Source organism: Neobacillus sp. Soil_C_43, from assembly GCF_057656715.1.
In genome coordinates, this window is the sequence record NZ_JBDGJV010000022.1 from 25,344 (window position 1) to 52,334 (window position 26,991).

Annotated in this window: 19 protein-coding genes and 1 pseudogene; 11 read left to right on the forward strand and 9 right to left on the reverse strand. The window is 35.8% G+C overall.

The annotated features are described in order from the left end of the window. Positions 1 to 401 precede the first annotated feature (401 nt). A complete protein-coding gene (locus AC3A54_RS22225; protein ID WP_487656268.1) occupies positions 402 to 1,007 on the reverse strand; it encodes a TetR/AcrR family transcriptional regulator in 606 nt (201 codons plus the stop codon). 308 nt (positions 1,008 to 1,315) lie between these two features. Between AC3A54_RS22225 and AC3A54_RS22230 the strand changes: the two genes are divergently transcribed. From AC3A54_RS22230 to AC3A54_RS22265, 8 genes and pseudogenes are all read left to right on the forward strand, one after another. After that, the gene (locus tag AC3A54_RS22230) at positions 1,316 to 2,659 is read left to right on the forward strand and encodes a GntP family permease (RefSeq protein WP_487656269.1); all 1,344 of its coding nucleotides are present in this window, start codon (positions 1,316 to 1,318) and stop codon (positions 2,657 to 2,659) included. A gap of 368 nt (positions 2,660 to 3,027) precedes the next feature. Then, positions 3,028 to 4,560, forward strand: coding sequence for a class I adenylate-forming enzyme family protein (locus tag AC3A54_RS22235; protein ID WP_487656270.1), 1,533 nt, complete (start codon positions 3,028 to 3,030; stop codon positions 4,558 to 4,560). A gap of 67 nt (positions 4,561 to 4,627) precedes the next feature. Then, positions 4,628 to 5,794: a thiolase domain-containing protein gene (locus tag AC3A54_RS22240; protein WP_487656271.1), complete on the forward strand. Its 1,167-nt coding sequence runs from the start codon at positions 4,628 to 4,630 to the stop codon at positions 5,792 to 5,794. A gap of 2 nt (positions 5,795 to 5,796) precedes the next feature. Next, on the forward strand, positions 5,797 to 6,024 hold the full coding sequence (locus tag AC3A54_RS22245) for a Zn-ribbon domain-containing OB-fold protein (RefSeq protein WP_487656272.1): 228 nt from the start codon (positions 5,797 to 5,799) through the stop codon (positions 6,022 to 6,024). 11 nt (positions 6,025 to 6,035) lie between these two features. Continuing rightward, positions 6,036 to 6,776: a 3-oxoacyl-ACP reductase FabG gene (gene fabG / locus AC3A54_RS22250; RefSeq protein ID WP_487656273.1), complete on the forward strand. Its 741-nt coding sequence runs from the start codon at positions 6,036 to 6,038 to the stop codon at positions 6,774 to 6,776. Positions 6,777 to 6,928: 152 nt separating this feature from the next. Then, a complete protein-coding gene (locus AC3A54_RS22255) occupies positions 6,929 to 7,780 on the forward strand; it encodes an alpha/beta fold hydrolase (RefSeq protein ID WP_487656274.1) in 852 nt (283 codons plus the stop codon). A 374-nt stretch (positions 7,781 to 8,154) separates the two neighbouring features. Further along, positions 8,155 to 8,349 carry a hypothetical protein gene (locus AC3A54_RS22260; RefSeq protein WP_487656275.1) on the forward strand — a complete coding sequence of 65 codons (195 nt, stop codon included), beginning with the start codon at positions 8,155 to 8,157 and terminating at the stop codon, positions 8,347 to 8,349. Next, a pseudogene (locus tag AC3A54_RS22265) lies at positions 8,337 to 8,672 on the forward strand (M15 family metallopeptidase). The gene AC3A54_RS22260 and the pseudogene AC3A54_RS22265 overlap by 13 nt, the downstream one beginning before the upstream one ends. 215 nt (positions 8,673 to 8,887) lie before the next feature. On the opposite strand, the gene AC3A54_RS22270 reads toward AC3A54_RS22265, so the two are convergent. The 7 genes from AC3A54_RS22270 to AC3A54_RS22300 all read right to left on the reverse strand — a co-directional run bounded on the left by AC3A54_RS22270 (position 8,888) and on the right by AC3A54_RS22300 (position 18,175). Continuing rightward, positions 8,888 to 9,976, reverse strand: coding sequence for a GerAB/ArcD/ProY family transporter (locus AC3A54_RS22270; RefSeq protein WP_487656276.1), 1,089 nt, complete (start codon positions 9,974 to 9,976; stop codon positions 8,888 to 8,890). Positions 9,977 to 9,989: 13 nt separating this feature from the next. Then, complete coding sequence (locus AC3A54_RS22275; RefSeq protein ID WP_487656277.1) at positions 9,990 to 11,156, reverse strand: Ger(x)C family spore germination protein; 1,167 nt, start codon at positions 11,154 to 11,156, stop codon at positions 9,990 to 9,992. Then, positions 11,153 to 12,676 (reverse strand): spore germination protein, encoded by a 1,524-nt coding sequence (locus AC3A54_RS22280; protein ID WP_487656278.1) that lies wholly within the window; start codon positions 12,674 to 12,676, stop codon positions 11,153 to 11,155. The genes AC3A54_RS22275 and AC3A54_RS22280 overlap by 4 nt, the downstream gene beginning before the upstream one ends. A 389-nt stretch (positions 12,677 to 13,065) precedes the next feature. Beyond that, entirely contained in the window at positions 13,066 to 14,148 is a 1,083-nt protein-coding gene (locus tag AC3A54_RS22285; protein ID WP_487656279.1) for a Ger(x)C family spore germination protein, read from the reverse strand. Beyond that, the gene (locus AC3A54_RS22290) at positions 14,141 to 15,226 is read right to left on the reverse strand and encodes a GerAB/ArcD/ProY family transporter (RefSeq protein ID WP_487656280.1); all 1,086 of its coding nucleotides are present in this window, start codon (positions 15,224 to 15,226) and stop codon (positions 14,141 to 14,143) included. Before AC3A54_RS22290 ends, AC3A54_RS22285 begins: the two co-directional genes overlap by 8 nt. Positions 15,227 to 15,246: 20 nt before the next feature. Then, positions 15,247 to 16,737 carry a spore germination protein gene (locus AC3A54_RS22295; protein WP_487656281.1) on the reverse strand — a complete coding sequence of 497 codons (1,491 nt, stop codon included), beginning with the start codon at positions 16,735 to 16,737 and terminating at the stop codon, positions 15,247 to 15,249. A gap of 217 nt (positions 16,738 to 16,954) precedes the next feature. Next, positions 16,955 to 18,175 (reverse strand): helix-turn-helix domain-containing protein, encoded by a 1,221-nt coding sequence (locus AC3A54_RS22300; RefSeq protein WP_487656282.1) that lies wholly within the window; start codon positions 18,173 to 18,175, stop codon positions 16,955 to 16,957. A 413-nt stretch (positions 18,176 to 18,588) separates the two neighbouring features. Here AC3A54_RS22300 and AC3A54_RS22305 point away from each other — a divergent pair, with 413 nt between their 5' ends. Further along, positions 18,589 to 22,731 carry a S8 family serine peptidase gene (locus AC3A54_RS22305; protein ID WP_487656283.1) on the forward strand — a complete coding sequence of 1,381 codons (4,143 nt, stop codon included), beginning with the start codon at positions 18,589 to 18,591 and terminating at the stop codon, positions 22,729 to 22,731. Positions 22,732 to 22,791: 60 nt separating this feature from the next. Here the strand turns inward: AC3A54_RS22305 and AC3A54_RS22310 are convergent, their stop codons facing one another. Next, on the reverse strand, positions 22,792 to 23,718 hold the full coding sequence (locus AC3A54_RS22310) for a LysR family transcriptional regulator (RefSeq protein WP_487656284.1): 927 nt from the start codon (positions 23,716 to 23,718) through the stop codon (positions 22,792 to 22,794). A gap of 142 nt (positions 23,719 to 23,860) precedes the next feature. On the opposite strand from AC3A54_RS22310, the gene AC3A54_RS22315 reads away from it, so the two are divergent. Beyond that, entirely contained in the window at positions 23,861 to 25,375 is a 1,515-nt protein-coding gene (locus AC3A54_RS22315; RefSeq protein WP_487656285.1) for a long-chain-fatty-acid--CoA ligase, read from the forward strand. A 73-nt stretch (positions 25,376 to 25,448) separates the two neighbouring features. Beyond that, entirely contained in the window at positions 25,449 to 26,969 is a 1,521-nt protein-coding gene (locus tag AC3A54_RS22320; RefSeq protein WP_487656286.1) for an aldehyde dehydrogenase family protein, read from the forward strand. Positions 26,970 to 26,991 lie beyond the last annotated feature (22 nt).

A 26,991-nucleotide genomic window follows, 5' to 3' on the forward strand; every position in this document is an offset into this window, starting at 1 on the left:
AAACAAAATTGACAGGGTTGAGGTCGGGGGTTCGAACCCCTCACAGGTCATCGATACAGAGCCTTGGTAACCGTTGTGTTATCAGGTTTTTTTCTATATAACAGGAAATTAAGTTTGAAGTAATACAGATGAATTGGTGGCAAAATAAGCCACGAAGATAAGGGCAGAAAGGTGGGCGATATTCATGGATAACTTATTAAAATTGTTTAATCAGAAAACAAGAAACTTTATTGATTGAAGATAATACATTTTAAATTAGAGGTAGGTAGGGTGGTTTTGAAAATGTAAGGAAAGATTGCCAATTTAATAAAAATCAGGACCTATTCAGAATACGAATAGGTCTATTTTTTTAACTTTTTAGTGATTAAGCGGATTGGATTAGCTATTGAATCCACATTGCTTTAGTTTTTTATTTTTAAACCCTCAATGATAGTTTTAGTCAACGGGATAGCCAATGATTCTAAGTTTTTCTCAGAATCATGTATTCCCCAGTGATAAATGATTCCCATTAGGCTTTGAGTTATCAGTGTTGAAATATCATCTAGAGATATTTCAGTATTAATAGCGCCGAGTTTCTTTCCTTCTTTAATTAATGAACGGATGATTAAAAAAAGTGAGCGATTTTGATTTAAGAAGTACGTGTGTTCATTTGAATTTAATGCTGCACTATAAATGACTTTCACTAGATCTTTGCCCATTTCCTCCTCAAGAAATTGCATTAATTTCCTTATGAAGATAAATAATTTCTCTAAAGCATCCATTTCTTTTGGAAAGGATTGGATTACCTTAAGATAATAATCGTCTACTTCTGAGAATCTAACTAAAAATATGTCCGATTTAGCTGAAAAATGCTGGTAAAATGACCCTTTTGAGGTGCCGCTTTTTTTTACAATTTCATCGACTGTCACTTTGTCATAACCCTTTTCACTAAAAAGTTTTAAAGACGTTTTTAAAATTTTTTCGCGGGTTTTTTCTCCCCTACGTTGCTTATTTTTTTGTTCAAGCATAAAAAAACCTCCAAAATATTCATTGACAGAATATTTTAAAATTTAATAAAATTGGACTGTGGTCTAATTTGTATTTCTATGGTAGTGTTTTTAATCTAACTTAGATTACGAGTAATCACAACATATGATATTTATTTTACCAAAAAAGATAACGCTTACATTTTAAAGGGGAATGGAGGGAGGAATATGGACCAGGTAATTCGGTTTATGGCATCGAACCGTTATGGGAGATGCTAAATGGAGTTTTTGTTTCAATGTAAGACAACTACATTAAAAAATCTAAATGTTCTTATCAGGGGGAAATAAAAATGGAGATTATTTTGCTCGTGGTTGCACTGGGGTTGCTAACATGGATGACATTACGTGGAATAAACATTATTATTGGGGCAATTATCGCATCATCCTTCGTCGCAGTAACAGCAGGACAAAACTTAGCAAAAGTTTTAACTGAAACTTATATGAAAGGGTTTACGGGGTTCTTCGCATCATGGTTTATTTTGTTCTTACTTGGAGCGATATTTGGAAAAGTTATGGCAGATACAGGAGCTGCTGATTCCATCGCTAACACACTAATGAAGTATCTAGGTAAGAAATGGGCAATCCTTGCAACCGTGATTACTTGCGCCATTATGACTTATGGGGGAGTATCACTTTTTGTGGTTGGATTTTCAGTTTACCCAATCGCGGAATCACTTTTTAGGGGAGCGAATTTACCAAGACGTTTTATACCTGCCGCAATTGTTCTTGGTTCTGTTTCCTTTACGATGACAATGCCTGGGTCACCGGAAATTCAAAACCTAATCCCAAGTAAGTTTTTTCATACAACTCCTTGGGCAGGCGGCGTAATAGGGATGATTTGTGCTGCAGGAATTGCAGTAGCGGGATGTTTTTACCTGTTACGGGCTGTAAAAAAAGCAGCTGCACGCGGCGAACATTTCGAGGAGCATTCGTTTGTTAATCATACACTAACGAATGCCCAGCAGGAAATGGCAGCATCAGCAGAAACTGCTTCTTTTGCTCAAATAAAACGTCCTAATTTTATTGTAGCTTTGCTTCCTTTGTTGGTGGTAGTGGTTAGTCTGGCTGTTCTGACGAATGGATATCATGTTGAATCCACAATCTCGGCAGTTTATTCAATGGTAGCGGGAATTATTATTGCTTGGTTGTTAATGTTCCGCTTCATCCGACAATTCTGGGGTTCGCTAGCAGAAGGAGCTTCAGAATCTATTATCGCGATTTCCAATACATGTGCTGTCGTTGGATTTGGATCAGTTGTTGCAATGACAGAAGGCTTCAGACAGGTGGTTTATGCGGTCACCCATATTCCTGGACCACCATTGTTGGGCCTTGGTATCGGAGTAACGTTGATTGCAGGGATTACGGGTTCCGCTTCAGGCGGGCTTGGAATTGCACTCCCGATTTTGGCACCTATCTATACCAAGTTGGGAGTTGACCCAGGTGCTATGCATCGGGTTTCAGCGTTAGCTTCTGGCGGTTTGGATGCTATGCCTCATAACGGGTATGTGGTGACATTGATTCGCTCTATAGCAAAGGATACACATAAACGTGCTTATTGGCCTCTTTTTGTAGTCGCCGGAGTCATTACAACCATTGCGATGTTAATTGCTATTATTCTCTTCTCCCTTCAATAAAGCTTAAAAATTAGGGTTCTGGTGCAAATTTTGAGTTTAGACAAAGAATTAATAAAAATAAAAGGTTAATACCGAATATCCCAGGTTTTAATTAAAAATTCGGTATTAACTTTTTTTTATATACACCTCCGCTATATTAAGGGAATATCTGATTGAATATAGAGTGAAGTTGTAGATTTGTTTGTAGTGAAATCCCAGTTACAGCCTCTATTTGAATCGTGGGTTTTTGACTTTCTTTTTGATTGATTTATAGTTAAATTTTTCATCATTTTTGTGTTTTTTCAAAAACTAACAGTCGTTATACAGGCTGATATCAAGTAAAATCTTTTTCAATTTGAAAAATAGTCCTTTTAAAATGGGGGTAAAGTATGGAAAAAATCAACGTTAATTTTATGAATGTAGGATTTATGCTTAAAAGAAATGCACTTCACTATCCAAATAAACTTGCTGTAGTTGTGGGAAATGAACGACTTACATATGAAGAATTTAATAAAAGAGTTAATAAAGTTGCCAATATGCTTACAAACCTAGATGTGGAAAAAGGTGATAGAGTTGCAATGCTTCTTCCTAATAGCATTGAAATGCTTGAATTATTTTGGGCAACTGCAAAGATTGGGGCGGTCGTTGTACCTTTAAATATCATGGTAAAAGGAAAGGATAACGCATTTATAATAAATGATTGTCAGCCAAAGGTGTTATTCGTTGGAGATAAATATTGGGAGGAAATACTAGATATTAAAGCAGACCTTGACTCAATAACAACCTATGTGTTTGTTGGAGAGAAATCTGTTAACGAGGCTCTCCACTTTCAAACTGAAAAGGACAGGGCTGCTGACACAGAGCCGATTGTAGAGATTCACGAAAATGATGACTGCAATATTATGTATTCCTCAGGGACGACAGGACTTCCAAAAGGAATCTTGCATACTCATAAAACACGAATAATGTATGCGTTATTATGGGCCATGGAGTACGGAGTCAATTTCGATAGTATCGTCCTTGCTGCCGGAAATCTTGTTTTTAACGGGTCAGTAGCATTTATGTATCCCGCAATTTGCGCAGGTGCAACCTTTGTTGTGATGCCTAAATATAATACAGAACTAGCAATAGAATTAATTAAGAAAGAAAAAGTAACCCATACGATGTTAGTGCCTACACAAATCATTACATTACTAGAAAATCCACAGTTTGAACAGAAAAAACTAGCATCATTACAAGTCTTGTTAACACTAGGGGCGCCGCTGCCAACGGCTCGAAAAAAAGAAGTTTGTGAAAAACTTCCAGGACGTCTTTTTGAGTTATATGGGTTAACCGAAGGCTTTCTTACAACATTACGACCAGAAGATGTTTTAAGAAAGACAAATTCCGTGGGACCTCCAATGGTCTTTAATGAGTGTAAAGTGATAGATGAAAATGGAAACCAGCTTCCTTCAGGCGAGATTGGAGAGATAGTAGGGAGAGGCCCTACACTTATGGCAGGTTACTATAATAATAGTAAAATTACAGAAAGTACAGTTGTGGATAAAAATTGGATTAAGACGGGTGATATAGGTTATTTTGATGAAGAAGGCTTTATTTACCTTGTTGATCGGAAAAAAGACATGATTATTTCTGGAGGAGTTAATGTTTACCCACGTGATATTGAAGAAGTAATTAGCAGGCATCCACTAGTTTCTGAATGTGCTGTTTTTGGGATTCCTCATGAAAAATGGGGAGAGACTCCAGTTGCTCAAGTTATTATCAAGAATGATGGAACTATCTCAGAGGAGGAACTCTTTAATTGGGTAAACATTCAGGTTTCTGCTCGTTTTCAAAAGCTTCATCACTTAAAAATAGTAAAAGAATTTCCGAGAAATGCATCCGGTAAGATTTTGAAGAGGAAAATGAGAGAATATTATTAAGATATTGGAAGAATTTTAGATGAACTGCGAAAATTTGTTATGTAAAAGTATGATATGAGGTGAAGAAATGCGAAGTGTTTCTGTTGTTGGAATAGGTGAAACGAAAATGGGTAAGCAACCGGAAAAATTATTAAGAGATCTTATTTATGAAGCAGGCACGCAGGCATTGATAGATTCAAAAATTGAAAAGGATAAAATAGAAGCTTTATACATTGGAAATTTTAATGCCTCACAATTAGCAAATCAAAGCCACGTTAATGCTTTGGCTTCTGAAGTGTTAGAGTTGGGGTATATTCCTACTATCCGTACAGAAGGTGCTTGTGCTTCTGGAAGTTTAGCATTTAGGCAAGCCTATATTTCGGTAGCCTCAGGTTTATATGATGTTGTTCTCGTTGGTGGAGTGGAGAAAATGACGCATCAAAATACAAATACTGTGACTTCAGCCCTTGCGAGTGCAGCTGATGCAGAATTAGAAGTCAACCTCGGGACAACATTTCCATCTATTTTTGCAATGATTGCCAATCGTTATATGTATGAGTATGGTGATGTGCGTGATGCCATGTCTTTATGTGCTGTACAAAATCACGATAATGCTTTATTAAACCCGAATGCGCAACTTCATAAAAAAATTGATATAGACATAGTTAAATCTGGTGTGCCTGTTGCAGAACCTTTTACAGTTTATGATTGTTCGCTGGTTACTGATGGAGCGGCTTTTGTAGTTCTTGCCGCTACGGAAATTGCTGCAAAGCTGTCTGACAACACTTTAATAGAAGTAATTGGATCTGGTCATGCTGGAGATTCATTAACTTTAGCTTCTAAACCTTCCATGACTACTTTTAATGCGACAGTACATGCAGCGAATGAAGCTTATAAAATGGCAGGAGTGAAACCTTCAGATGTTGATTTTGCTGAAGTGCACGATTGTTTTACGATTACCCAAATTATTAATATAGAAGATCTTGGTTTCTTTGAAAAAGGAAATGGTGCAAAAGCCGTTTTAGAGGGAAAAACTTCATTAACAGGCACTATTCCAATTAATACAAGTGGTGGATTGAAAGCGAAAGGCCATCCAATTGGAGCAACTGGAATTAGCCAAATTTATGAAGCGGTTACTCAACTAAGAGGCGAGGCAGGAGGACGTCAAGTCGAAGGAGCAAAAATTGGTCTTACACATAATATTGGCGGCTCTGCGGCAACTTGCGTCGTTCATATTTTTAAAAGGAGGACGTAAAATTGTCTAAAAAAGCAAAAATATATACCTATTCAGTTATTCATGTAGGATCCGTAGAATTTTATGAAAAGGCTCCTTATCTTATTGCTGTAGTAGAGGATGACCAAAAGAGGTTCCTTACCCAAATAGAAGGATATTTGGAAGGACAAGACATTAAGATTGGGATGGAAGTGGAATTTCTAAGAAATGATGAATCAGGGAGATCTATTTATACATTAACAACAGAATAGGAGTGGAAACTATGAGATTAAAAGACAAAATATCCATTATTACAGGAGCAGGTACCGGAATAGGACGAGCAACAGCCATAAAATTTGCTAAAGAAGGTGGGAAAGTAATTGTTGCAGATTTAAATGAAGTTGGTATGGAAGAAACAGTTTCTAAAATTGTTGAATTTGGTGGCGAAGCTATATGTTTTAAAGTTGATATTACTAATAAACTAGAAATCTCTAAAATGGTTGATGAAATCATGGAAAGATATGGCCGTATAGACGTTTTAGTAAATAATGCTGGCATAATAGATGATGGTCAGTTATATAAAATGACTGATGAGCAGTTTGACAAGGTGATAGATGTAAATTTAAAAGGAACCTATAATACTGCAAGAGCTATTGTTGATATTATGAAAAAGCAGAATGCAGGAGTGATCTTAAATGCTTCTTCGATTGTTGGGATTTATGGGAATTTTGGTCAAACCAATTATGCCGCTACTAAATTTGGCGTGATCGGTATGACCAAAACCTGGGCAAAAGAACTTGGAAAAAATGGTATCCGTTCCAATGCTGTTTGTCCTGGATTTATTGCGACTTCCATTCTAGATCCCATGCCAGAAAAAGTAATTAAGGCTATGGAAGAGAAAGTGCCGCTTGGCCGGTTAGGAAATCCTGAAGAGGTTGCGAACCTCTATGCTTTCTTGGCTTCAGATGAAGCAAGTTATATAAATGGTTCTGTAATAGAAGTTAGTGGAGGGGTTGTTATTTAATTTTTTCCATTTAATAAAAAAAGAAATAGGTCCTAATTGATGCTTTTGCAGCTCTATTTTGTTTTTACTCAGGATGTTTTATTGAAGAAGGGATTCTTGCCATTAAAGCAAATGTTAATTATCAGAATATTATAAATATATGGAGGTGTTTTATGTTTTCTCCTAAATCTAGATTTGCAACAATTAATGGAATGGAAGTTCATTTTTCAGAATGGGGAGATCCCAAGAAACCAACTGTGGTTTGTTGGCACGGCCTAACTCGGAATGGGCGAGATTTTGATATCTTGGCTCGGAATTTAGCTCAAGATTACCATATCCTTTGTCCAGATACGATTGGGCGAGGATGGAGCCAATGGAGTACTTCCCCTGAAAAGGATTATTGTTTTGAAAATTACTGTAACTTAGCTATTGGATTATTGGACCATTTAGGAATTGAGGAAGTCCGTTGGGTTGGAACCTCGATGGGAGGAGTTATTGGTATTCTTATAGCTGGAAAACCTCTTCACCAAAAACGTATAACCCACTTAATTTTAAATGACATTGGTGCTAGTGCTACTGACAATAATTTCCGGTATATTGAAGTCATTAAGCGAATTATAAGTTACGTAGGGGCTCCTCCACAATTCAAAACCTTTAAAGAATTAAAGAATTATTATAAAACCATTTATGCCACATTTGGTCTTTCTAATGAGCATGAATGGATTGATTTTACCCAAAATTCTTGCAGACGAAGAGATGAGGGTGGGATTAGTCCTGATTATGACCCGAACATAGTTATGCAATTTCAGCAAATAGAGGATTTAAATTTATGGAACTATTGGGAAGCTATTCAATCTAAAATATTACTCATTCGGGGAGAAATATCAGACGTTTTGCCCCTAGATGTAGCGATAAAAATGAAGCAAAAACCAAACTGTCAAATGGTAACGATTCCAAAACTTGGTCATGCTCCAGCTTTAAATACAGAAGAACAAATTACCTTCATTAAGAATTTTCTTCGGTAAATATTAATTGGAAAATTAAGCTAACATGGTTGGCTAACGATTGTTTAAATGAAATAGCCCACTAGTAGCTATTAAAGGGTATAAGCCATATTAAACAAGGGGTTTAACTGGTTGCAAGTTGGAGGCAGACTGATGGCAAAACCAATCATACTGCCACCAATTACATCCGTTTAAATCATACTTAGGAAAAATTAAAGCCTATTTAATCAACGATTTCCAACTAAATCTGTTATAATTGGATTCGCTTTACAACCTTGACAGGGTTAAGGTCGGCGGTTCGACCCCCTCACAGGTCATACATGTTGCGAGGCTAAAAGCTTTGATTTATCAAGGTTTTTAGCCTTTTTGTTTTGTCGTGGATACTGTAATCTATAATGGTTGAGTTAATAGCCATAGAACAATTAAAAAGACTCTTTAAAAGTCTCAGCTTGTGGAGAAAGGTACTATTTTTTCTTCACAAGCTTTTTATTTTCAAAGAGAAAACGGAAAAGCGAGAAATGCAAGCAGAGGATGCAGCAGCGATTCATGAATTATTTACTGATGCAAAAGCACAGGTATTTCATTCTTAGGTGTTTCAGCTTATCGAAAATATTCAACATTATTTTACTCTTATGTAAGTAGAGATGGATATGAAGTGGCAAGAAGGTACAGTGCTTCGCCTGGCACGAGTGAACATGAAACAGGTCTTGCCATCGATGTTACCGGAGGAGATGGAAGGTGTGCTGTAGAAGATTGCTTCGGAGGAACTAAAGAGGCGATTTGGCTAGAGTAGAATGCAACAAAGTATGGCTTTATTATTCCATATCCGAAAGGCAAAGAAGCCGTTACCGGTTATCAATATGAGCCTTGCACCTTCGTTATGTTAGAAAATCTATCGCTCTTAAAATTATGAATAAAGGTATTACTCTGGAAGAGTATTTAAATGAAGAACCAGTTTATAAGAAACAAAAGCCGTCAAGTTCCAAAAGAATTGACGCTTTTTTTAATGTCAATTTATTTTCTGGGTAAATTTAGTTTTTTCATTATGACAGTTATTACGGGCAAATTAGTATAACAGAGGTTTCTAAACCAAAAATTTGATATATTTTAAAAGATAGTATTAGAGCTTCAATCCGACTTAGTTAACATTTTCCTGACAAAAAGTGAAACGAGCATGCATAACGGGATGCCAATTTGAAATGGTAAATGTAAATAATAGGGAACCGTTTTTAAGCCGACTGTAATATGTTCAATATAATTTTTCATAAAGATGATGGTTATGAAAAAAACACAAATTAGGACAGGTATGATCAACTTTTTGTGGTTTTTTACGTGAAATAACGAGGATAGAATCTCAATCCCACCTTGAAAGAAAATGCTAATTTTGATGATTCCTCCGATCATAAAGATAATGATGATGATAATTTCAAGATGAGGTAAAAATTCAATATTGATGTTTTGCACGGCTTTGACAAACGGAAAGGTAAATTCGGCCATTAATTCCTTCGATAATGTACCTAATGTCAACACCGAAACGGTTGCGAGTAGAAAACCAGATACAACAACTCCAATCCATCCTCTTTTTATGAATGTCCGAAAATCATTGACATATTTAAACAAAGTGAAAAACACGACGAGTTCTCCAAAGGGCACGGTAATTACTAAAGGGAATAAAGCTTTTATCACTTTATTCAGATCTCCTCTGATCGGACGTAAATTTCGGAAGTCCATAGTATCGCTTATGAAGAAAAAAGAGAAAATGGGAACCAGGATGATCAAGGTTATGAAAAATAACACTTCCCCGGATCTTCCTAATGTTTCAATTCCTAAATAGGCGATATATCCAATTGCAAGGACTATGGTAACTTTCACCAAAAAAGAACTGACGGTTAAAAATTCATTCTGAATAAAAAAAGCAAAATCACCAAGAACCCGTGCGGATATATAGATAAAATACAGTGCATATAAAAATGCAAGAATATTGCCAATATATTTTCCGAAAGAGAAGCAAAGCAAATCTTTCATTGTATTCTTCTTTCCTAATGAATAGATCAGTGCATATAGAAAAAAGAACAAGATTCCGATTACAGTACCTGTTAAAATGGCCACCCATGAGTCCTTTCCTGCCTCACGCCCTATGCCTAATACGATGGCGCTGCCGATTTGAAATAAAATAATGAGCATGGTTATTTGAAAGGTATTGATTTTTTCCGTCATACGTAGTTCCCCTTTATAAGATGTCACCGAAATTTTCAATATTCACTTTCACATGAATATCGAATACGCTTTTTTCAAATAAATAATCCCAATTCTTTTCAATTTTCCTCCAGTTGGCATAATCGTTTATTTCAAGTATTTCTCCAAGTCCTAAAAAATCGGATCGATATTTTTGAGAGGTATGAAGCACTTGACTGATCTCTTTGGACAGGGTTTTTTCAAGTTTTTTCTCCAATTTACGAGAAGTTGCTTGATCCTGCAAATCCTCAGAACAAAAGTAGTTAAGTAAATTCCCCCGTAGAGTGGTGTTGATGGAAAAATGTGGGATTCCATTCATAATCTTGCCCTTCATTCTTGTGCGAGCTTTAAATGTACGAATGACAAACTTTGAATCATTTAAGCATTTTTCCTCAAAATACCCCATCTCCAGCTTATTCTCCAATAAATTGAATATTTTACTTTGGTTTTCATCTATCCAGCCTACCGGTCGATATCCGTTAAATACCTCTAATCCGTCAAATTTAAGCTTTGCACTAATTTTAGACGATTCTAATGATGCTTTTTCTTTCCCTTTTTTTATATCTCCTTGCAATTCGATGACGGGAAGAACCGCATCTTTTCCTTTTTTTAACACCGTTGATTTAAAATTTACGGGTGAGGCCATCCCCGGAACTCCCCAGTTTTCTTGTAAGTTCTTACCTAAACTTTTAATTTCAGTAGAGGTTAAAGGTTCGATTAATGAAAAGGTCTCAAGAAAATCACTTGCATTATTTTTTTTCGTAAATAGTAGAAGGACGTTATAGGGAAACCGGACCGGTCGAAACATATTTTCCATTGTTTGTTTCAACGCATGTTTTTTAGCTATTTTTTCATTGATTATGATCAGTTGGACTTGTGAGTAGTTAGCGAATCTGGAAACACTTCTCGATATGTTGCTGTATGCCTCCATAAAGCTGTCTCCTTCTCCCTCCGCCACAAAAAAAGGTGTTTTTTGACTCGTGTCTTTCGTAAATCCAGCAGGGTTAACAATTTGAAGGGAGACCTTGTATTTCTTTTTCGTCCCCTCATCTACTCCGATGGCAGATATAAAGGCATTTCGACTGAGTTCGTTTTGTTTCGCATTGGTCAGGATTAAGATAAGTAATACGAGTGAAGAAACCGCCATAATGATTTTTTTCACTTTTTGGTATCTCCTTCATGATGATATTTCTTTGGAGTATTTATGATTTTCTTTATGGATGACCGGATCAAACTATCCTTTTGATCTTTTAGATTGAAGGGGCCCCATGGACTGAAATATGGGACTCCAAACGATTTTAGGTTCGTTAAATGGAAAACTAGCAGTATCGTCACGAGGATGATGCCATAAAGCCCTAGCAATGCCCCAATGATAATAAGAGAATAGCGAAATAAACGAATCGGGGTTTCCATGGTTTGGATCGGGACGGCAAATCCTAAAATGTAGGAGAGGCTTATAACAACCAGTGATGCCGGTTGGACGATTCCTGCATCAACCGCTGCTTGTCCAAGAACGATCGTACCCAAAATGGAAATCCCCATTACCAAACTTTTTTGCACTCGAAGAGCGCTTTCAATAATCATTTGGAAAAAGAAAGTAAACAAAAGCAGTTCCAGTAATAAGGGCAATGGTCTTCCTTCACTTTGCCCCATTAAGCTGATTAACAAATTATAGGGAATGAGCCCTGTATGAAAATTGGTGAACGAGATATAGAGGCCTGGGATATAAATTGCCAAAATGACAGATACAATCCGGAAGAGGCGACCAAAGAGTAAATTCCATTTAAAATAGTAATCATCCGGTGTTTGTAGAAATATAACAAACGGGGCGGGAGCGATTAATACATAAGGCGTACCATCTACTATAATTCCAATTTTATTGCTTAATATTTCAGCCGCCGCCACATCTGGTCGGTCCGTATTCAAAATCATTGGAAAAGGACTAAAAGGACTATCTGCTATATATTCTTCTATATAGTTAGAACCTATAATTTCATTTATTTTTATGGAGTTAATTCTTCTTATCACTTCATTCAAAACATTTTTATCTGCACTATCTCTTAAGTAAAAGATTGCGATATCGGTATTTGTTTTTTCTCCTAGCGTGAATTTTTCGAATGTCAGTTGTTTATTTTTAATGATTTTTCTAACAAGAGATACATTTGTATCTAAACTCTCAACAAATCCCGCATTCGGACCTTTAAGTGAACGTTGACCTTCTGGTGACGCTACATCCCTTTCTTTCCATTTCGCTGTCGATGCAGATATGGCATAGTCTTGTTGCTCAAAAAAGAGCAGCGTCTTTCCGTTTAACAATTCCGTAATTAATTTATCTGTCTCCTTTACTTTCAATAATTGATAGTTTTTAATCTGCAGAACATTATTGGCAATATCGGCTGTTTCATTAAAAATCGAACTTACTTGTGATTCATAATTTTTTTGAAGAGGCTTAATAATGGTTTCCTCAATTTCAGATGTATCAACAATGCTCATAAGATAAAATATCTTACAATTTATCCTTTTGCGTGGAAGGGTTAAGTTAAAATCTCTGTTGATTACATCAAAAGAGTGTCCTAATTCATTTTTTATGATCTCTTGACATGACGAAAGAAGTGAAGACAACTTTTTTCCTCCACTCACTAAATTTTCTTTATTTTTCCTCTCATTAGGTAGAATATTCATACTCGTCTTTTTTCTGAAATAAAAAGTAAAAGAAATTGATCTGCTTTCAGAGAAATTAGCCCTAGACTTTGTCAATAGTACGTAGTACTAGTTGTTCTAAAGCTATCATTTCTAATTGGTCACGATTCATCTGAATATTTTTAGTTAGTATTTCATCTTTAAAGGGCAGTACTGATTTTATTACGTTGTTGATTGGAATGGAAGGCGCAATGCCCCGGAAAGTGAAGCGCCTGGAGCGCAAAACTATTTAATAAAGACATAAAAGCCTGCCGTCAAAACCAAAGTTTCTGGATTTGTCTACAGGCTGAAACCTTGATAACCATTTCGTTATCAAGGCTTTTTTCTATATAAGGGGAAAATAGTATGAAGCAATACAGATGGATGAAAGATCACTCAACAATTCCTGTTTGCTTAATTTCAACTTTAGCATGAACAATCACTTTTACTTGAGGGTAAATTAAATTCCATGATTTCTCATTAAATTTTCGATAATGTTCTTTATATTTTGCTCCAAGACCTATCGGGTCCACTTGATGGTCCCTAAATCGAGAAACCATTTTCAAGGTACTCTTTTCTAAAATTTGTTCCACTCCCTTTTGAAGTTTTGGTTTATCAATAGGTACCCTTTGTTTCTTTGGAGAAGAGAACTCTTGAAGTCTAGTGTTCATTTTTAAGTAGATCGTAAATACCGGTCTACCCTTTACTAATTTCACTTTGTATTTTGCCTTTGAATGAAGAATATCTAAAACGACCTTCTCACCATTACTTAAAATAAATTGGTGTAGTCCATGCTTATAAGTATCAACTAGTCCTTTAAATATGAACTGATCGTCTAATGATAAAGATGTGACAAATCGATCATCTTTAAAAATGGCCAAACCATTGATTTTAATCGAGCCTTTTTCCTTCTTTATTAATGGCAAATAGGGATCCTGTCCAACCTGAGAAAATTGAAATAGAAAGCTCTGTAAATTAGTTCGAGGAAGTTGTCCGGAAACCATGTTTTGGTCAAGTAATTCTTGTATAAATATGGAAATGTTCTCTGTTTTAAATTTCTCTGTCATTAATATATCAGATGATTCACCATCTACAATGGCTAATTGAACAAGGCTTCCAATGGAAGGATCACGGTTTAGGGTATCTACAAAATCGTTAATCCCTCTTTTTGACAAAGCTTTCCCGTATAAAGCTAAACGAAGCTGCCCACTAACTAAAGGATATCTTGTTTCGTTATTTATGAGGGCACGAATCTCTTTGCTCGATTGCCCAATACCTTCTTTTATTTCAGTAGAGGAAGACTTGTCCTTTTTAAAAATAGGAAAAACGATCGTCTCTCTTATTCTGTTATTTGAAGCGGCATCATACCCTACGCCCTGTGCCATATTTATTTCATTAACAATGGTAGGAGGAATAAGGGAACAACCAGTTAAAAATAGTGGTAGAAACAATCCAAGTACAGAGTGCTTAGCCATTTTTATGACCCCTTCTTAACAAGGTAAGGACTAGAAGTAGTACAGGGATATACACATAAAATATCCATAAATGCATTTGCGTAATCAATTGATCAAACAGTTCTTTATAAGGATCTTTAATGAATTGGCATAGTAGAACACCAGCAATGCTAAGGGCAATTAAGCTGTATTTTTGCTTTTTATTAAAAATTTTCTTAAGACCCCTGCTAGAACACCATAGTAAGAGTGCGAGTAAGGCGGTAACGATGACTAAATACATAGAAATATAGATGTATTCAAATCGTTCCAAGTAAGAAAACTTCATGATTTTAGTTAAAGACAGTTCTGGCCAAAGGGTTGATGCTAATTGTTTTTCACTATAGAAGGAAAACGAAACAATAGCAGAAAAAATATAGAGCAGGGTAGTAAATAAGGCCCCCAGATGAGCATATTTTCTGGATGAGTGTACATTTTTTATAAAAGGATAAAACATGAGCAACGTTTCCGTGCCCGCTAATGTATACATGGAGCTTTTAACAGAATCCAATAAATCCATAAAGGTATGATTCATAATCGGCAATAAATTAGAAAAGTGACCCACTTTTATTGGAAAAACATATAGAATGATGAGATAAATTTGTGGATAAATAAAGGATAAAAATGAGATTCCAACGACCACTCGAAATCCCCCAGATACACAATAATAAACGAGTACCAATATTATGATGGAAAGAATCCATGCGGACAAATTGGGAAACATCCAGACCTGAATGATTTCAATATAGCCAAGTAAAACGGATACACTAGCTAACCAGTAATACAACAATATGATCAAGCTGAAACATTTGCCAATGGCTTTACCAAAGACCATTGTATGAACATCCACAATGTCCCCATCAGCTTTTGCTAAAAGCTTATACATCATCCCAATAAATAGTTGAACAAAGCAGCCAGCCAGTAAAACCCCTATCCAGGCATCATAACCTGCCTTTTTAGCAATGATTCTTTGAAAACTTAATATTCCCACACCAACCTGTGAACTATAGATGGTAAAAAAGACTAAATAGGGAGAAATTTGATGCCTTTTATCAATTTGCATAAAAAAAATATCTCCCTTCTTTATTCATAGAAATCATTCATGGGCTCTGGGTTCTTTCCACCTTCAGTAGATTTTCGCTTTTTTTGCGGCCGAAGCGATTGCGGATTCTCTTTTTGCATTGAAAAAGGAAGTCTGATCCATAGATCTTGGAAGGCTGTTTTCCTTAAAGGATACATACTTAAATAGGGACGACCAAGTGAGGTTAATCTGAGCGTATGTAAAACAGTAAATAATAATCCAACAAACACCCCAAATAATCCTAAAAATTGGGCAAGAATGATGACAGGGAATTTAAAAAATCGAATGGTGTTGCTAAATTTATAAACAGGTGCGATATAGGAAGCTAAAGTTCCAAGCCCTACTAGGATAAGCAAAACATTGCTGGTTAATCCTGCTTCAACGACGGCTTGACCAATGACAATACCACCAACAACGCCAAGGGATTGTCCGATTTTTGTAGGTAGACGAATTCCAGCTTCTTTGACCATTTCTATCATAATTTCTAAAATTAGTGCCTCCAAAAAAGGAGAGAATGGAACGGATACTCTTGAACCAACCAAATTTTCTAATAATTTCGCAGGTATCAATTCATAATGATAGGTCATTGTCGCAACGTATAAAGGACTGACTAGACTTGATATGAAAATCGAGAAAAATCGCAATAAGCGAAAAAAATTAGAAATGATCCATGAGAAACTATAATCCTCCATGGCTATTAAGGATTCAATTAAAGTAACAGGTGCGATGACAAGATTCGGTGACCCGTCAGCCGCAATAATAATTTTCCCTTCAGGAAGTCCTGCCGAAACCCGGTCCACTCTCTCAGTTGAGATGGATTGAGGAAACAAAGAGTGAGAATTATCCTCTATCATAGACGCAATATAGGAACTGTCTAAAATTTGATCATATTGAATATCCTCAATTCGTTGGATCACTGTGTTTACGTTTTCTGGATCAGCGATCCCATCCATATAAATAACCGCTACTCTGGTTCTCGACAGTTCCCCGACCGTCATTTCTTTTACAAGTAGTTCAGCGGCGGGTAATCTCTTTCGAATCAGATTGATGTTCGTGTCTAATTCTTCAATAAAGCCAACCTGTGGTCCTAATGCCGAAGATTCCATGGTCGGAATGCCGACATCACGAAATTTACTGTTAGCTATATTGATTAATAAGCATTCTTCATCAAATCGATGACTTTGTATTGCCAAATATCCATTCAATATGTTTTGGATGATTTTATTTGTATCCTTTGTAAAAATAATTTCTTGAACAGGGATTTTGCTTTTTAATTCTTCGAGACTTAGCTGTTCCTGTAAATATGGCAACACATCTTTATGTAAAATGTCTGATGATATGAGGGTACGAAAATAGGAAAGCCAAAATGGCTCCTTATCTAGTAGAGAAGTATGCACATGAACAAAGTCATTGGATTTAGAAAAGCGTTCAATCCAGTTTTGTTCGGGTGAATTTTGGGATTCCTGTTCCGTATCGTTGTTTTGTAACTTCATCTGTATCCCTCAACATAATTTTTTCTCATTATGTGTAGAATCGGGAATTTTATGCGTATGAACCATTTTTAAACATTTGAAGGATAAAATAAAAGCTGAACTTCACAACCCTGATAGAGTTAGGGTATTTATTTGTGTTCTCAAAAAAAATCTGCAGACCCTTTAAAGAGAGGATCTGCAGATTATTTCGATAGGTAAGTTTACATGCAATTTCTATTTAATGATTAATCAATACATTTGCCATTTTTAAGGCTTTACCATTTTTTTTCTGTTTAAAATAATAATTAAATAATTCTTTTTGGGAACGTTTAATTAAATAAACAAAACCAAATTTTTTAAAGAAAGGTAATGAATTATCGAACAAGTAATGATAGTATTCATGTTCTTTATTTTGAAGTAAATAACTAAGTAAGGTAAATAAGTTTATATATAAGTGTTCATTTTTATTTAGAGCTTTTTCAAGTCCTTCATTTACAAGTTGTAATAATTCATCTTTTGGAAGTAAACTCCCATAATATGCACTACGTATATACCCTTCTAAAGAAAGTAAATAAGGACTTGATTCATTATCTTTAAGACACATTGACTCATTATAGTATTTATTGGCTAGTTCATAATTTTTTCTTCTATAGTATTCAAAAGCTAAGTTGTGTAACACCTTTGCTTTTCGATCGGGTGAATTACAAAGGTCACAGCTTTTGATTAAGCTTTCAAACCTCTGAATGGTCTCCTTAAAATCTCCATCATCTTTTACTTGAATCACCATAAGCATTTCTGCATCAATCACTCTAAGATAGTTATTAATTTCTTTAAAAAATTGACGCGATTTATCTGCGAAAAAATAAGCCATAGCTGGTGATTCGATCGAATGATACGCAACTGCTAAATGATAGGTATATTCCTTGTTATTGTAATCTGTGTCATTTATTGATTTTAATACTTGAATAGCTTTGAGATTTTCATGTTTTGCTAAATAGTAAACTCCTAAAACGTGTTTGAACAAATTAGCTTCATAGGCAGATAATTTATGTTCTTTCTTTTGGATTTCCTTGATGATGGTAAATGCTTCGTCAGTCAAATTATGCAATATTAAATACTTAACCCGAAGTAATTTGTAAAAATAAATATAATCAGAGATTTGAATTAAATCTTCCTGCTGAAGTTCATAATTAATAAGATCCATTTCGTCAAATAATTGCATGATAATAACATCATGCCAATGGCTTAAGCGCTTTTTTATATTATTAAGTTTTGCTATTTCATTTTCGATATTTATTCCTAGACGATCTGATAAAAGAGTGATTATTTCAGGTGCATATTCAGTATGTAAACGCTCAATTTTACTAATATGTGTTCCAGAACAAATCCCTTTTCCTAATTGCTCTTGAGTTAATTGGTATTTTTCGCGATAAAACCTAATGATTTTCCCCTCATCCATAATGAAATTCTCCTTTAGATAAATTTTCTTTGATGTGTTTGAGCATTAGAAAACCATGATTCCCCCAAGTACAAAGATATTTTTTCGATATATATTACTAAAAATTGTTTAATTCTCCAAAATTTGATGATATTTAATGATATTTTTGAAGAATTATGCAGCGGAATTAGAACAACATGTTGAACTATTCCCCCAATTTACCGAGAATAAAAGCTCAAGTAGAATATGAATTAATAGAGTTGTCTAATTATTCACACTCTTATTTTACACTATCATTCTATCAGGAGGAAAGCGATGCTCTAAGTGAAATGTAACCATTTTTTTTTGAGGTAACCTGTTAGATTCTTATTTTTAAAAAGTAATAGGTTTAAAATTTGTAGCTGAAATCAAAACAGTAGAAGGAGCGTTGAGTAATGAAAATTCGAAAGAAACAACTCCTAAATGTAATGGCATCAGGTGTAATAGCATCCAGTTTACTTACATCTTATTTAATGCCTCAGCAAAAAACGTATGCTATATCAAATTCTGTTGAATCGATTTTAAAAGGCCTGACAGAAGAACAAAAACAATCTATTAAGAGATTAACCCCACAAGAAGGGTTCATTATTGATCCAAGTTTATTGTCACTTAAAGATAAAACCGCAAATGTCATTGTTGAGTTCAAAACAGCTCCGGTCGAAAATGCTCAGCAATCAAAAACAAAAGGTACATCTAAAAATAAAGCAGAAAAGATAAAAGGGGAACAAGAATATTTTAAACAACGATTAACTGAAATTTTTAAGAAGAAGGAAGAGTTAAACAAAAATATAAAAGAAAATTCAATTAAATATCAAATTAAACAAACTTATCAGAATGTATTTAATGGAATGGCTATGACGATTCCTACAAATGAAATTCATACCTTGCTTGAGACTGGTGTAGTTAAAAGGATTTGGAAAGACAATGTCGTTAGTTTACCGATAAATGAATCGACTACTACTCAAGAACTAACAACTGGAAAAATAATTCCACCAGCGCTACCTCATATAGGTGTTGATCGTTTACATAATGAGGGCTTAAAAGGACAAGGAATAAAAATTGGTGTACTTGATACAGGGATTGACTATAATCACCCTGATTTAAAAGACGTTTATAAAGGTGGCTATGATTTTGTCGATAATGATTCCGATCCAATGGAAACAACTAGAGCGAAATGGCTTGCATCTGGTCAACCTGAAACGATAGATGGTAGTTCATTCTATACAGAACACGGAACTCATGTTGCTGGAACAATCGCATCTAACCCTAAAAATGATGTTGAATATGCCATGACTGGTGTAGCTCCGAATGTTGACTTGTACGCATATCGAGTATTAGGAGAATATGGATCAGGATATGATTCAATGGTTATCGCAGGAATAGAAAGAGCGGTAGAAGATGGAATGGACGTAATAAATCTATCATTAGGTAATGGTAATAATCATTCCTTAGACGCAACATCTGTAGCCATCAACAATGCAGCATTAAAAGGGGTCATACCAGTTATAGCCGGAGGAAATGCAGGGCCAACTCCTGGTACGTTAGGTTCACCAGGTGCTTCTCCACTAGCAATCACTGTGGGTGCTAGCGATGTGCCGACTGATATTCCAACCGTTAAAGCAAGTTTAGCAGATATCTCAGTTCAAAATACTTTAATGGGGCATGGCCTTGGTAAGGATTATCTACAATTAATTGATAAAGAGTATGATGTTGTTGAAGTAGGAATTGGTACTGAAGAGGATTATACTGACAAAGACATTAATGGGAAAATGGCATTAATTTCTCGTGGTACTATTTCATTTGATGAAAAAATCCGACGAGCTCATGATAAAGGTGCTGTAGCTGTATTGATTTACAATAATGAGGATGGAGAAATTCCATATTTCTTGGGTGAAAATCATGGCTATGTCCCAACATTTAAAATGTTACAAGGTGATGGAGTAAAACTTTCAGATAAATTAAAAGCGGATCCAACTACTAAACTTAAAATATCAGATTTACATTCAAATATGACCTCTGGTGATGTGTTAGCCGATTTTAGCTCACGTGGACCAGTAAATAATAACTTTGATATTAAGCCAGATGTGGTAGCACCTGGGGTGTCTACTTTCTCTACTGTTCCAGAGTATATTAATAGTCCAGAAGATGGTGTCGATTATTCCAGTAGTTATGCAAGTATGAGTGGTACATCTATGGCCACTCCACATGTAGCTGGAATTGCAGCCTTATTATTACAATCACATCCAAATTATACAGTGGCAGATGTAAAAGCGGCGCTTATGAATACGGCAGACCCTTTAAATGGGCGTACGTACAATGTTAATGAAGTTGGAGCAGGACGTGTAGATGCTTATGAGGCAGTACACAATACAACGTTATTGGAAGTACAAAATAAGACGACTTCCTTAGATGGAAATGGTTTAAAAATAGAAATCGATGACATTTCAGGATCTATACCTTTTGGTAGTATTGCACAATCCAGTGAGACGCAAAATAGAGCAACCTCGATTTCTATTAAGAATTTAAGTAGTGAACTAGAAACATATCATACTAGAGTTGAATTTTTAACAATTGATGGTGTCTCAAAGGATGCTGCAAAGAGTTGTGTGACGCTTCAATTACCATCCACGATTGAAGTGAATGGAAATGAGAGTAAAAATCTAAATGCAGAAATATCAATTCCAGCTAATGCAGAATTTGGTATATATGAGGGATATATTTATATTGAAAATGAGTCCAAAACTGCAGAATATCAAATTCCTTTCCATGTTCGTTATGCTAAACCTGGATTCGAAAAATTAGAATTTTTTAAACATGCAATTACAAATGACCTAAGTAACTTTCATCCATACATCCAGCCGTTTACACCAGTCGAATTCAAGTTAAATAGTCATATGAAAACGATTGATGTCGTGGTTAGCGATCTTGAAGGAAAACCAATTGGGTTTTATGGCACATTTAATTTAGAAAATGCGTCAGTTGATACGGATTACTTAATTTTCTTCGGATTTTCAGGTGAAGTAAAGCATTTTACAGGTGATCCGAATAAACCGTTAGCACTAGAATATGAATCACTTAAAGAAGGTAAATACATCGTTTCTTATATTGGTACAGGGGAAGATGGTAAAACATATAAGATTGATAATGACATGGTGATCGATAATACCGCTCCAACACTGGAATTTGATAAGAAAACAGGAATCCATGAACTTTCTAGTTCAGATTTAACAACTGAAAGTTATGACGGACAAGATTATACAGCATATTGGGTGCATGGAAAATTGTATGACCATACGATTGATTATTTAAAAAGTAGAGGTCATGACATCACTCAAGAGGCAAATACCGCGTATGCTTATCAAGATTCTTATTGGCCAACAGCTGAATTTTTCCCAAATGCAAATGGTGAATTTAAATTTGGTGTCCTACCAGAAGAATATGCAAACTATCCAACAAATGTAGCTATCTATACTTATGATTACGCTACAGCTGGAAATCCGACTTTCCCAGACTTTACTTTTATTAATAAAGGAAGTAATTATTCCTTAATAAAAAACAATACAAAAGGTGTAAGTCTTGGATCGGAGTTTGTAAATACATTTACTGTTCAAAACGCTTTAGATTTAACAAGTGCTTCTGTAACAATCGATGTCCCTGATTTCTATAAAGTTGTAGACGTTAAGCCATCTAAACAGCTAGATGATCTTGCAAAGAAAAATAATTGGACAATTCACGTTGCAAAGCCACAAATTACAGAGAACACTTGGTCTAATATTTCAACATTTGCTGTAGATATTTCAGACAAAAAAACAAAATTACCAGTTTCAATTAATGATGATATTGATTTATTGGATATCACATTAAAAGTAGTCGATGACCATAATTACTTTGTAGAAAGTGGATTCTATTATCAAGAATCTTCCTATCAAACAAGCTCTGGTAGTAAGTCTTCTTTACCAACATTTGCTGAAAGGTTTAAATTCATTTCTCAGCACTCATGGTTCGAAGGGTACTATCATGGTGAAGCAGTTAATTTAGATAATTATGATTTAGACTATTCAAAGATTGGGACAAAAGCTTATCTGGTAGATAAAAACGGTAAAAAGTATCCTGCAGATATCTCAGAAAATGGTTATATGACAATAACGGATATTCCTGCAACGAAGGATGAATATACGTTAATCGTAGATATTCCTGGGCATTTCCAATACAGCAAAAAAGTAACTTTAAGCAGGACGATCGATGGAGTAGTCCAAGGTATTTTCTATAATGTCTATACGGATACGGCTGCTGCTGGTGATGTCAACGGAGATAATGTAATCGATATTTATGACGCAAAGCTTGTTGCAAACAATGCTGGAATTTCAGGGGATAGATTGAAAGAAGATCTTAATAAAGATGGAGTCGTTAACATTATTGACTTCAACTATATCGAAAAGAACTTCATGTCCATCAACCCATACATTCCAACGTCCAATAAACCAGTTGAAAAAACTAAGAATTTAACATTAGAAGAATTGAAAAAAAGTTTTAATTAAAAAAAGAGGCTGCCTTTTGATATCAAAGGCAGCCTTTATTGTAATTATTTAATTTCTATATTATTCATTACGTGGTGAGTAATTCAGCATTCGCGAGTAGAATTTAAATTGTTCTAAAAATTTCTTTGTGTTTATTGAAAAATGATTATTGTCTGAGCGGACCCATCCTAACCCTACATTTTCCTGTTCAAACTCTATTATTTCGAGAGGGACTATTTCACCGCTTAAAATATCTGGATCATTTTTAAAAGTGAAGTCAGGTGCTAAACTAATTCCTAAACCTTCAACAATCGCTTTTTTTATTACTGCTGAATTGTCCGTCGTAAATAACATATTCAATGGCCCAAATTGACTGATTAATTTATTTGCAAATCGTTTCACATAATCACCATTATATAAAATAACGTTCTGAGTCATTAGTTGTTGAGGAGTTATCGTTTTAAGTAACGCTAATGGAGACGTTTTGCTGACGGCCACCATCATCTTTCCTTCAAGTATTACCTCAAATATTAGATCATCTCCTTTTTTTAATATATCTTCGTAAATCGTGATTAGGCCAATGTCAAGCTGATTATTTTGGACTTGTTCAATAATATGCTGGGTAGTTTTTTCAGAGATTTCTATATTCACATTTGGATAGGCTTTTTTATAGGCGGATAAAGGTTCCAACAGAAACAGCATAAAGCCAGGGATGGATGATAATTTTAAATTTCCTGTATGGACAGTGTTATATGTTTGGGCTTCCTCTTTAAATTCGTGAAGCTTCATTAATACTTCATAAGCCTTTTTAATTAACGTTTTTCCTTCATTCGTTGGAACGGCACCAAGTCGTCTGTTGCGTTTAAAAATTTTAACCCCCAGCTCATCTTCTAATTTAGTAATAGATTGACTGATTCCAGATTGAGAAACATGGAGGTTATGTGCAGCTATAGATATAGAGCCTGTTTCTGCTACCTTTACAATGTACTCTAGTTGTTCGATATGCATAGGTTTCTCCTTTTAATATAGAAGTCTAGCTTATATATTCATCAGTAATGGTTGATTTATTTAAGTGTAAATTATATATATAATAAATTCAAGTAATTCTTAATTTTCTTAAACTTTAAAAGAGTGGGGGAGTAAGAAAAGAATGGTTTTGAATTTGAATGAGAATTTAAAGAACAGTGCAGAAAGATATCCAAGTAATATAGCCTATACGTTTTTGTACCAAAGTACAACGTATGCAGATCTTGATAATGAGGTAGATTGTGTTGCAGCGGGGTTATCTTCAATAGGACTCAGAAAAGGGGACAAAGTTGCTTTACTTCTTGGAAATTGCCCTGAGTTTGTAACTGCTTACTATGGGATTCTTCGTGCAGGTGCAGTAGTTGTTCCAATTAATCCAACCTTCACTTCAGGAGAAATTTCTTATATTTTATCAAATAGCCATGCGAAAGCTGTGATTACTGATTCTCCTTTAGAGTCAACAATTTCTCCATTGAAAGAGCAATTAGAAAATTTGAAGATGGTCATCTATACAGAATCGATCAAGTCTGAATTGTCATGGGAGGTTCTCTTTCAAGAAACAAATGATATTTTTGTAAGCCCTTCTATCCATGAGGATGATCTGGCAGTCATTCTCTATACTTCCGGAACAACTGGAAAGCCGAAAGGTGCCATGCTATCCCATCGAAATATGGCTTCCAATGTTGAATCATTATCTAAGCTTACAGAGTTCACAGAAGGAGACCGTATGATTACTGTTCTTCCAATGTTCCATGTGTTTTCTATGTCGGTTTGTATCAACTTGCCCATTGCCTGTGGGGCAACAATTGTCATTGTTCCGAAATTTAGTCCTGTTGAGGTAATAAAAACGATTAGAAGAGAGAAAGCGACCTTGTTTGCTGGGGTTCCAACCATGTTTAGCTTCATGCTTCAGTTGCCCGAGACAACAGCAGCAGATTTCTCTTCTATTCGCGCTTGTTTTTCAGGTGGTGCTTCGATTCCGGTTGAACTGCTTCATCGATTTGAAGAAAAGTATAACGTTCAAATTATAGAAGGCTATGGGCTTTCTGAAACTGCCCCTGTTACAGCTTTCAACCCATTGCGGGGAACACGTAAACCTGGTTCTGTTGGTATAGATATACCAGATGTAAAGAACAAAGTGGTGGATCCGGATGGAATGGAAGTTCCAAGAGGAGAAGTCGGAGAATTGATTGTAAAAGGTCCGAATGTGATGATGGGGTATTTAGGAATGCCGGAAGCTACATTTTCAGCCTTGAAAGATGGATGGTTTTATACAGGTGATTTGGCCCGAATGGATGAAGAAGGATACATATATATCGTGGACCGTAAAAAAGATATGATCCTTGTTGGCGGGTACAACGTCTATCCGAGAGAAGTGGAAGAAGTATTATATCAACACCCGGCTATTGTGGAAGCAGCTGTAATAGGGATTACGGATACAGAATATGGAGAGATTGTAAAGGCTTTCGTTGTATCTAACGATGAATGTTTAACGATGGATGACATCTTGCATTTCTGCAAGGACAAGCTTGCAAAGTACAAGCTTCCAAAGCTAGTGGAATTTATGAAGGAATTACCTAAGAACAGTACAGGTAAAATTTTGAGAAGAGCTTTGCGTGTTGAACCAGTGGAAGTTTAATAAGTTTGATAAAGAACTTGTCTAAAAAACAATTGGTGGATTTTTAATGAGTAAATAACAAGGAGGAATTTCTATGGTATCAACAGTGCAAGTATTGGAATTTCCACTCTTTTTAAATGGAGAGTGGAAGCCAGCTATAAGCGGAGAAACGTTTAATGTAATAAACCCTGCAACTGGTGAAGTCGCGGCTAAGGTGGCGAAAGCTGGGAAAGAAGATGTAGAGGCAGCTGTTTCATCTGCCCGCCAGGCTTTTGATTCAGGAGTATGGTCTAAAAAATCTCCACAAGAACGTGCTCACGTACTTGTCCAATTTGGAAATAAGATCATTGAACATGCTGAAGAATTGGGTTATTTAGAGTCTATTAGTTCGGGAGCTACCGTTCGACGGATTTCAAACTTAGACATCCTATCCATTGTGGATCTCTTACAGCAAACTGCAAAGTTTACTGTCGAGTATCCGTATGTTGAGTCTCTTCCTACTGTCCCATTTCCTGGACCAAGTAATAATCAAGTTTGGCGAGAGCCGCTTGGGGTGGTAGCAGCTATAACTGCTTGGAACTTTCCAATGATTTTAGCAATGTGGAAAATTGCTCCTGCGTTAGCTATGGGGAACTCGATCGTAGTTAAACCAGCATCCAATACTCCGTTATCTACCTTGAAATTAGCTGAATTGGCTGCTCAAGCTGGAATCCCGGCAGGTGTATTCAATGTTGTACCTGGCCCTGGTGCCAGCATTGGAGAAGCACTTGTCACGCATCCAAGTGTAGACAAAGTAGCATTTACCGGTTCTACAGAAGTAGGGAGCCGCATTATGGAGCAGGCATCTAAAACGGTGAAACGTGTCACGCTTGAGTTAGGCGGGAAATCACCGGCAATCGTATTGCCTGATGCTGACATGAGCATTACCATTCCTGGCATTTTATTCGGATTCTTGACACACTCTGGACAAGTTTGTGAATCCGGTACGCGTGTATTAGTACATGATTCCATTTATGAACAAGTAATTGAACAATTAGCTGAACTTGCCAGCACGATTAAAATTGGAAATCCATTAGATATCGCAACAGGAATGGGACCGATGGTATCTCAGCAACAATTGGATACCGTACTTTCTTATATTGAATCCGGAATTCAAGAAGGGGCACGATTGATTTGCGGAGGAAAGCGTGCAATTGTTGAAGGATTTGAAAATGGCTATTATATTGAGCCTACCATTTTTGCCGATGTTCATAATGACATGAAGATTGCTAGAGAAGAAATCTTCGGTCCTGTGCTCTCAGTCATCCGTTACTCCACAATTGAGGAAGCAATCGAAATCGCGAATGATACGATTTATGGATTAGCAGGTGGAGTTTGGACAAAAGATGTAAATAAAGGAATGAAAATAGCTCGTGAATTAAAGGCTGGAACGATCTGGATCAATGATTGGCATATGCTCCGCAGTGATGCTCCATTTGGGGGATACAAGCAAAGCGGTTTCGGGCGAGAGCTAGGCCGCCATGCACTGGACGAATATTCGCAGCTAAAGCATGTTCACTGTTCACTTGTACCTGAAGTAAGCCAAAAACATTGGTACCAAATATTATTGGGATAATACAGATTCATTTATTAATAAA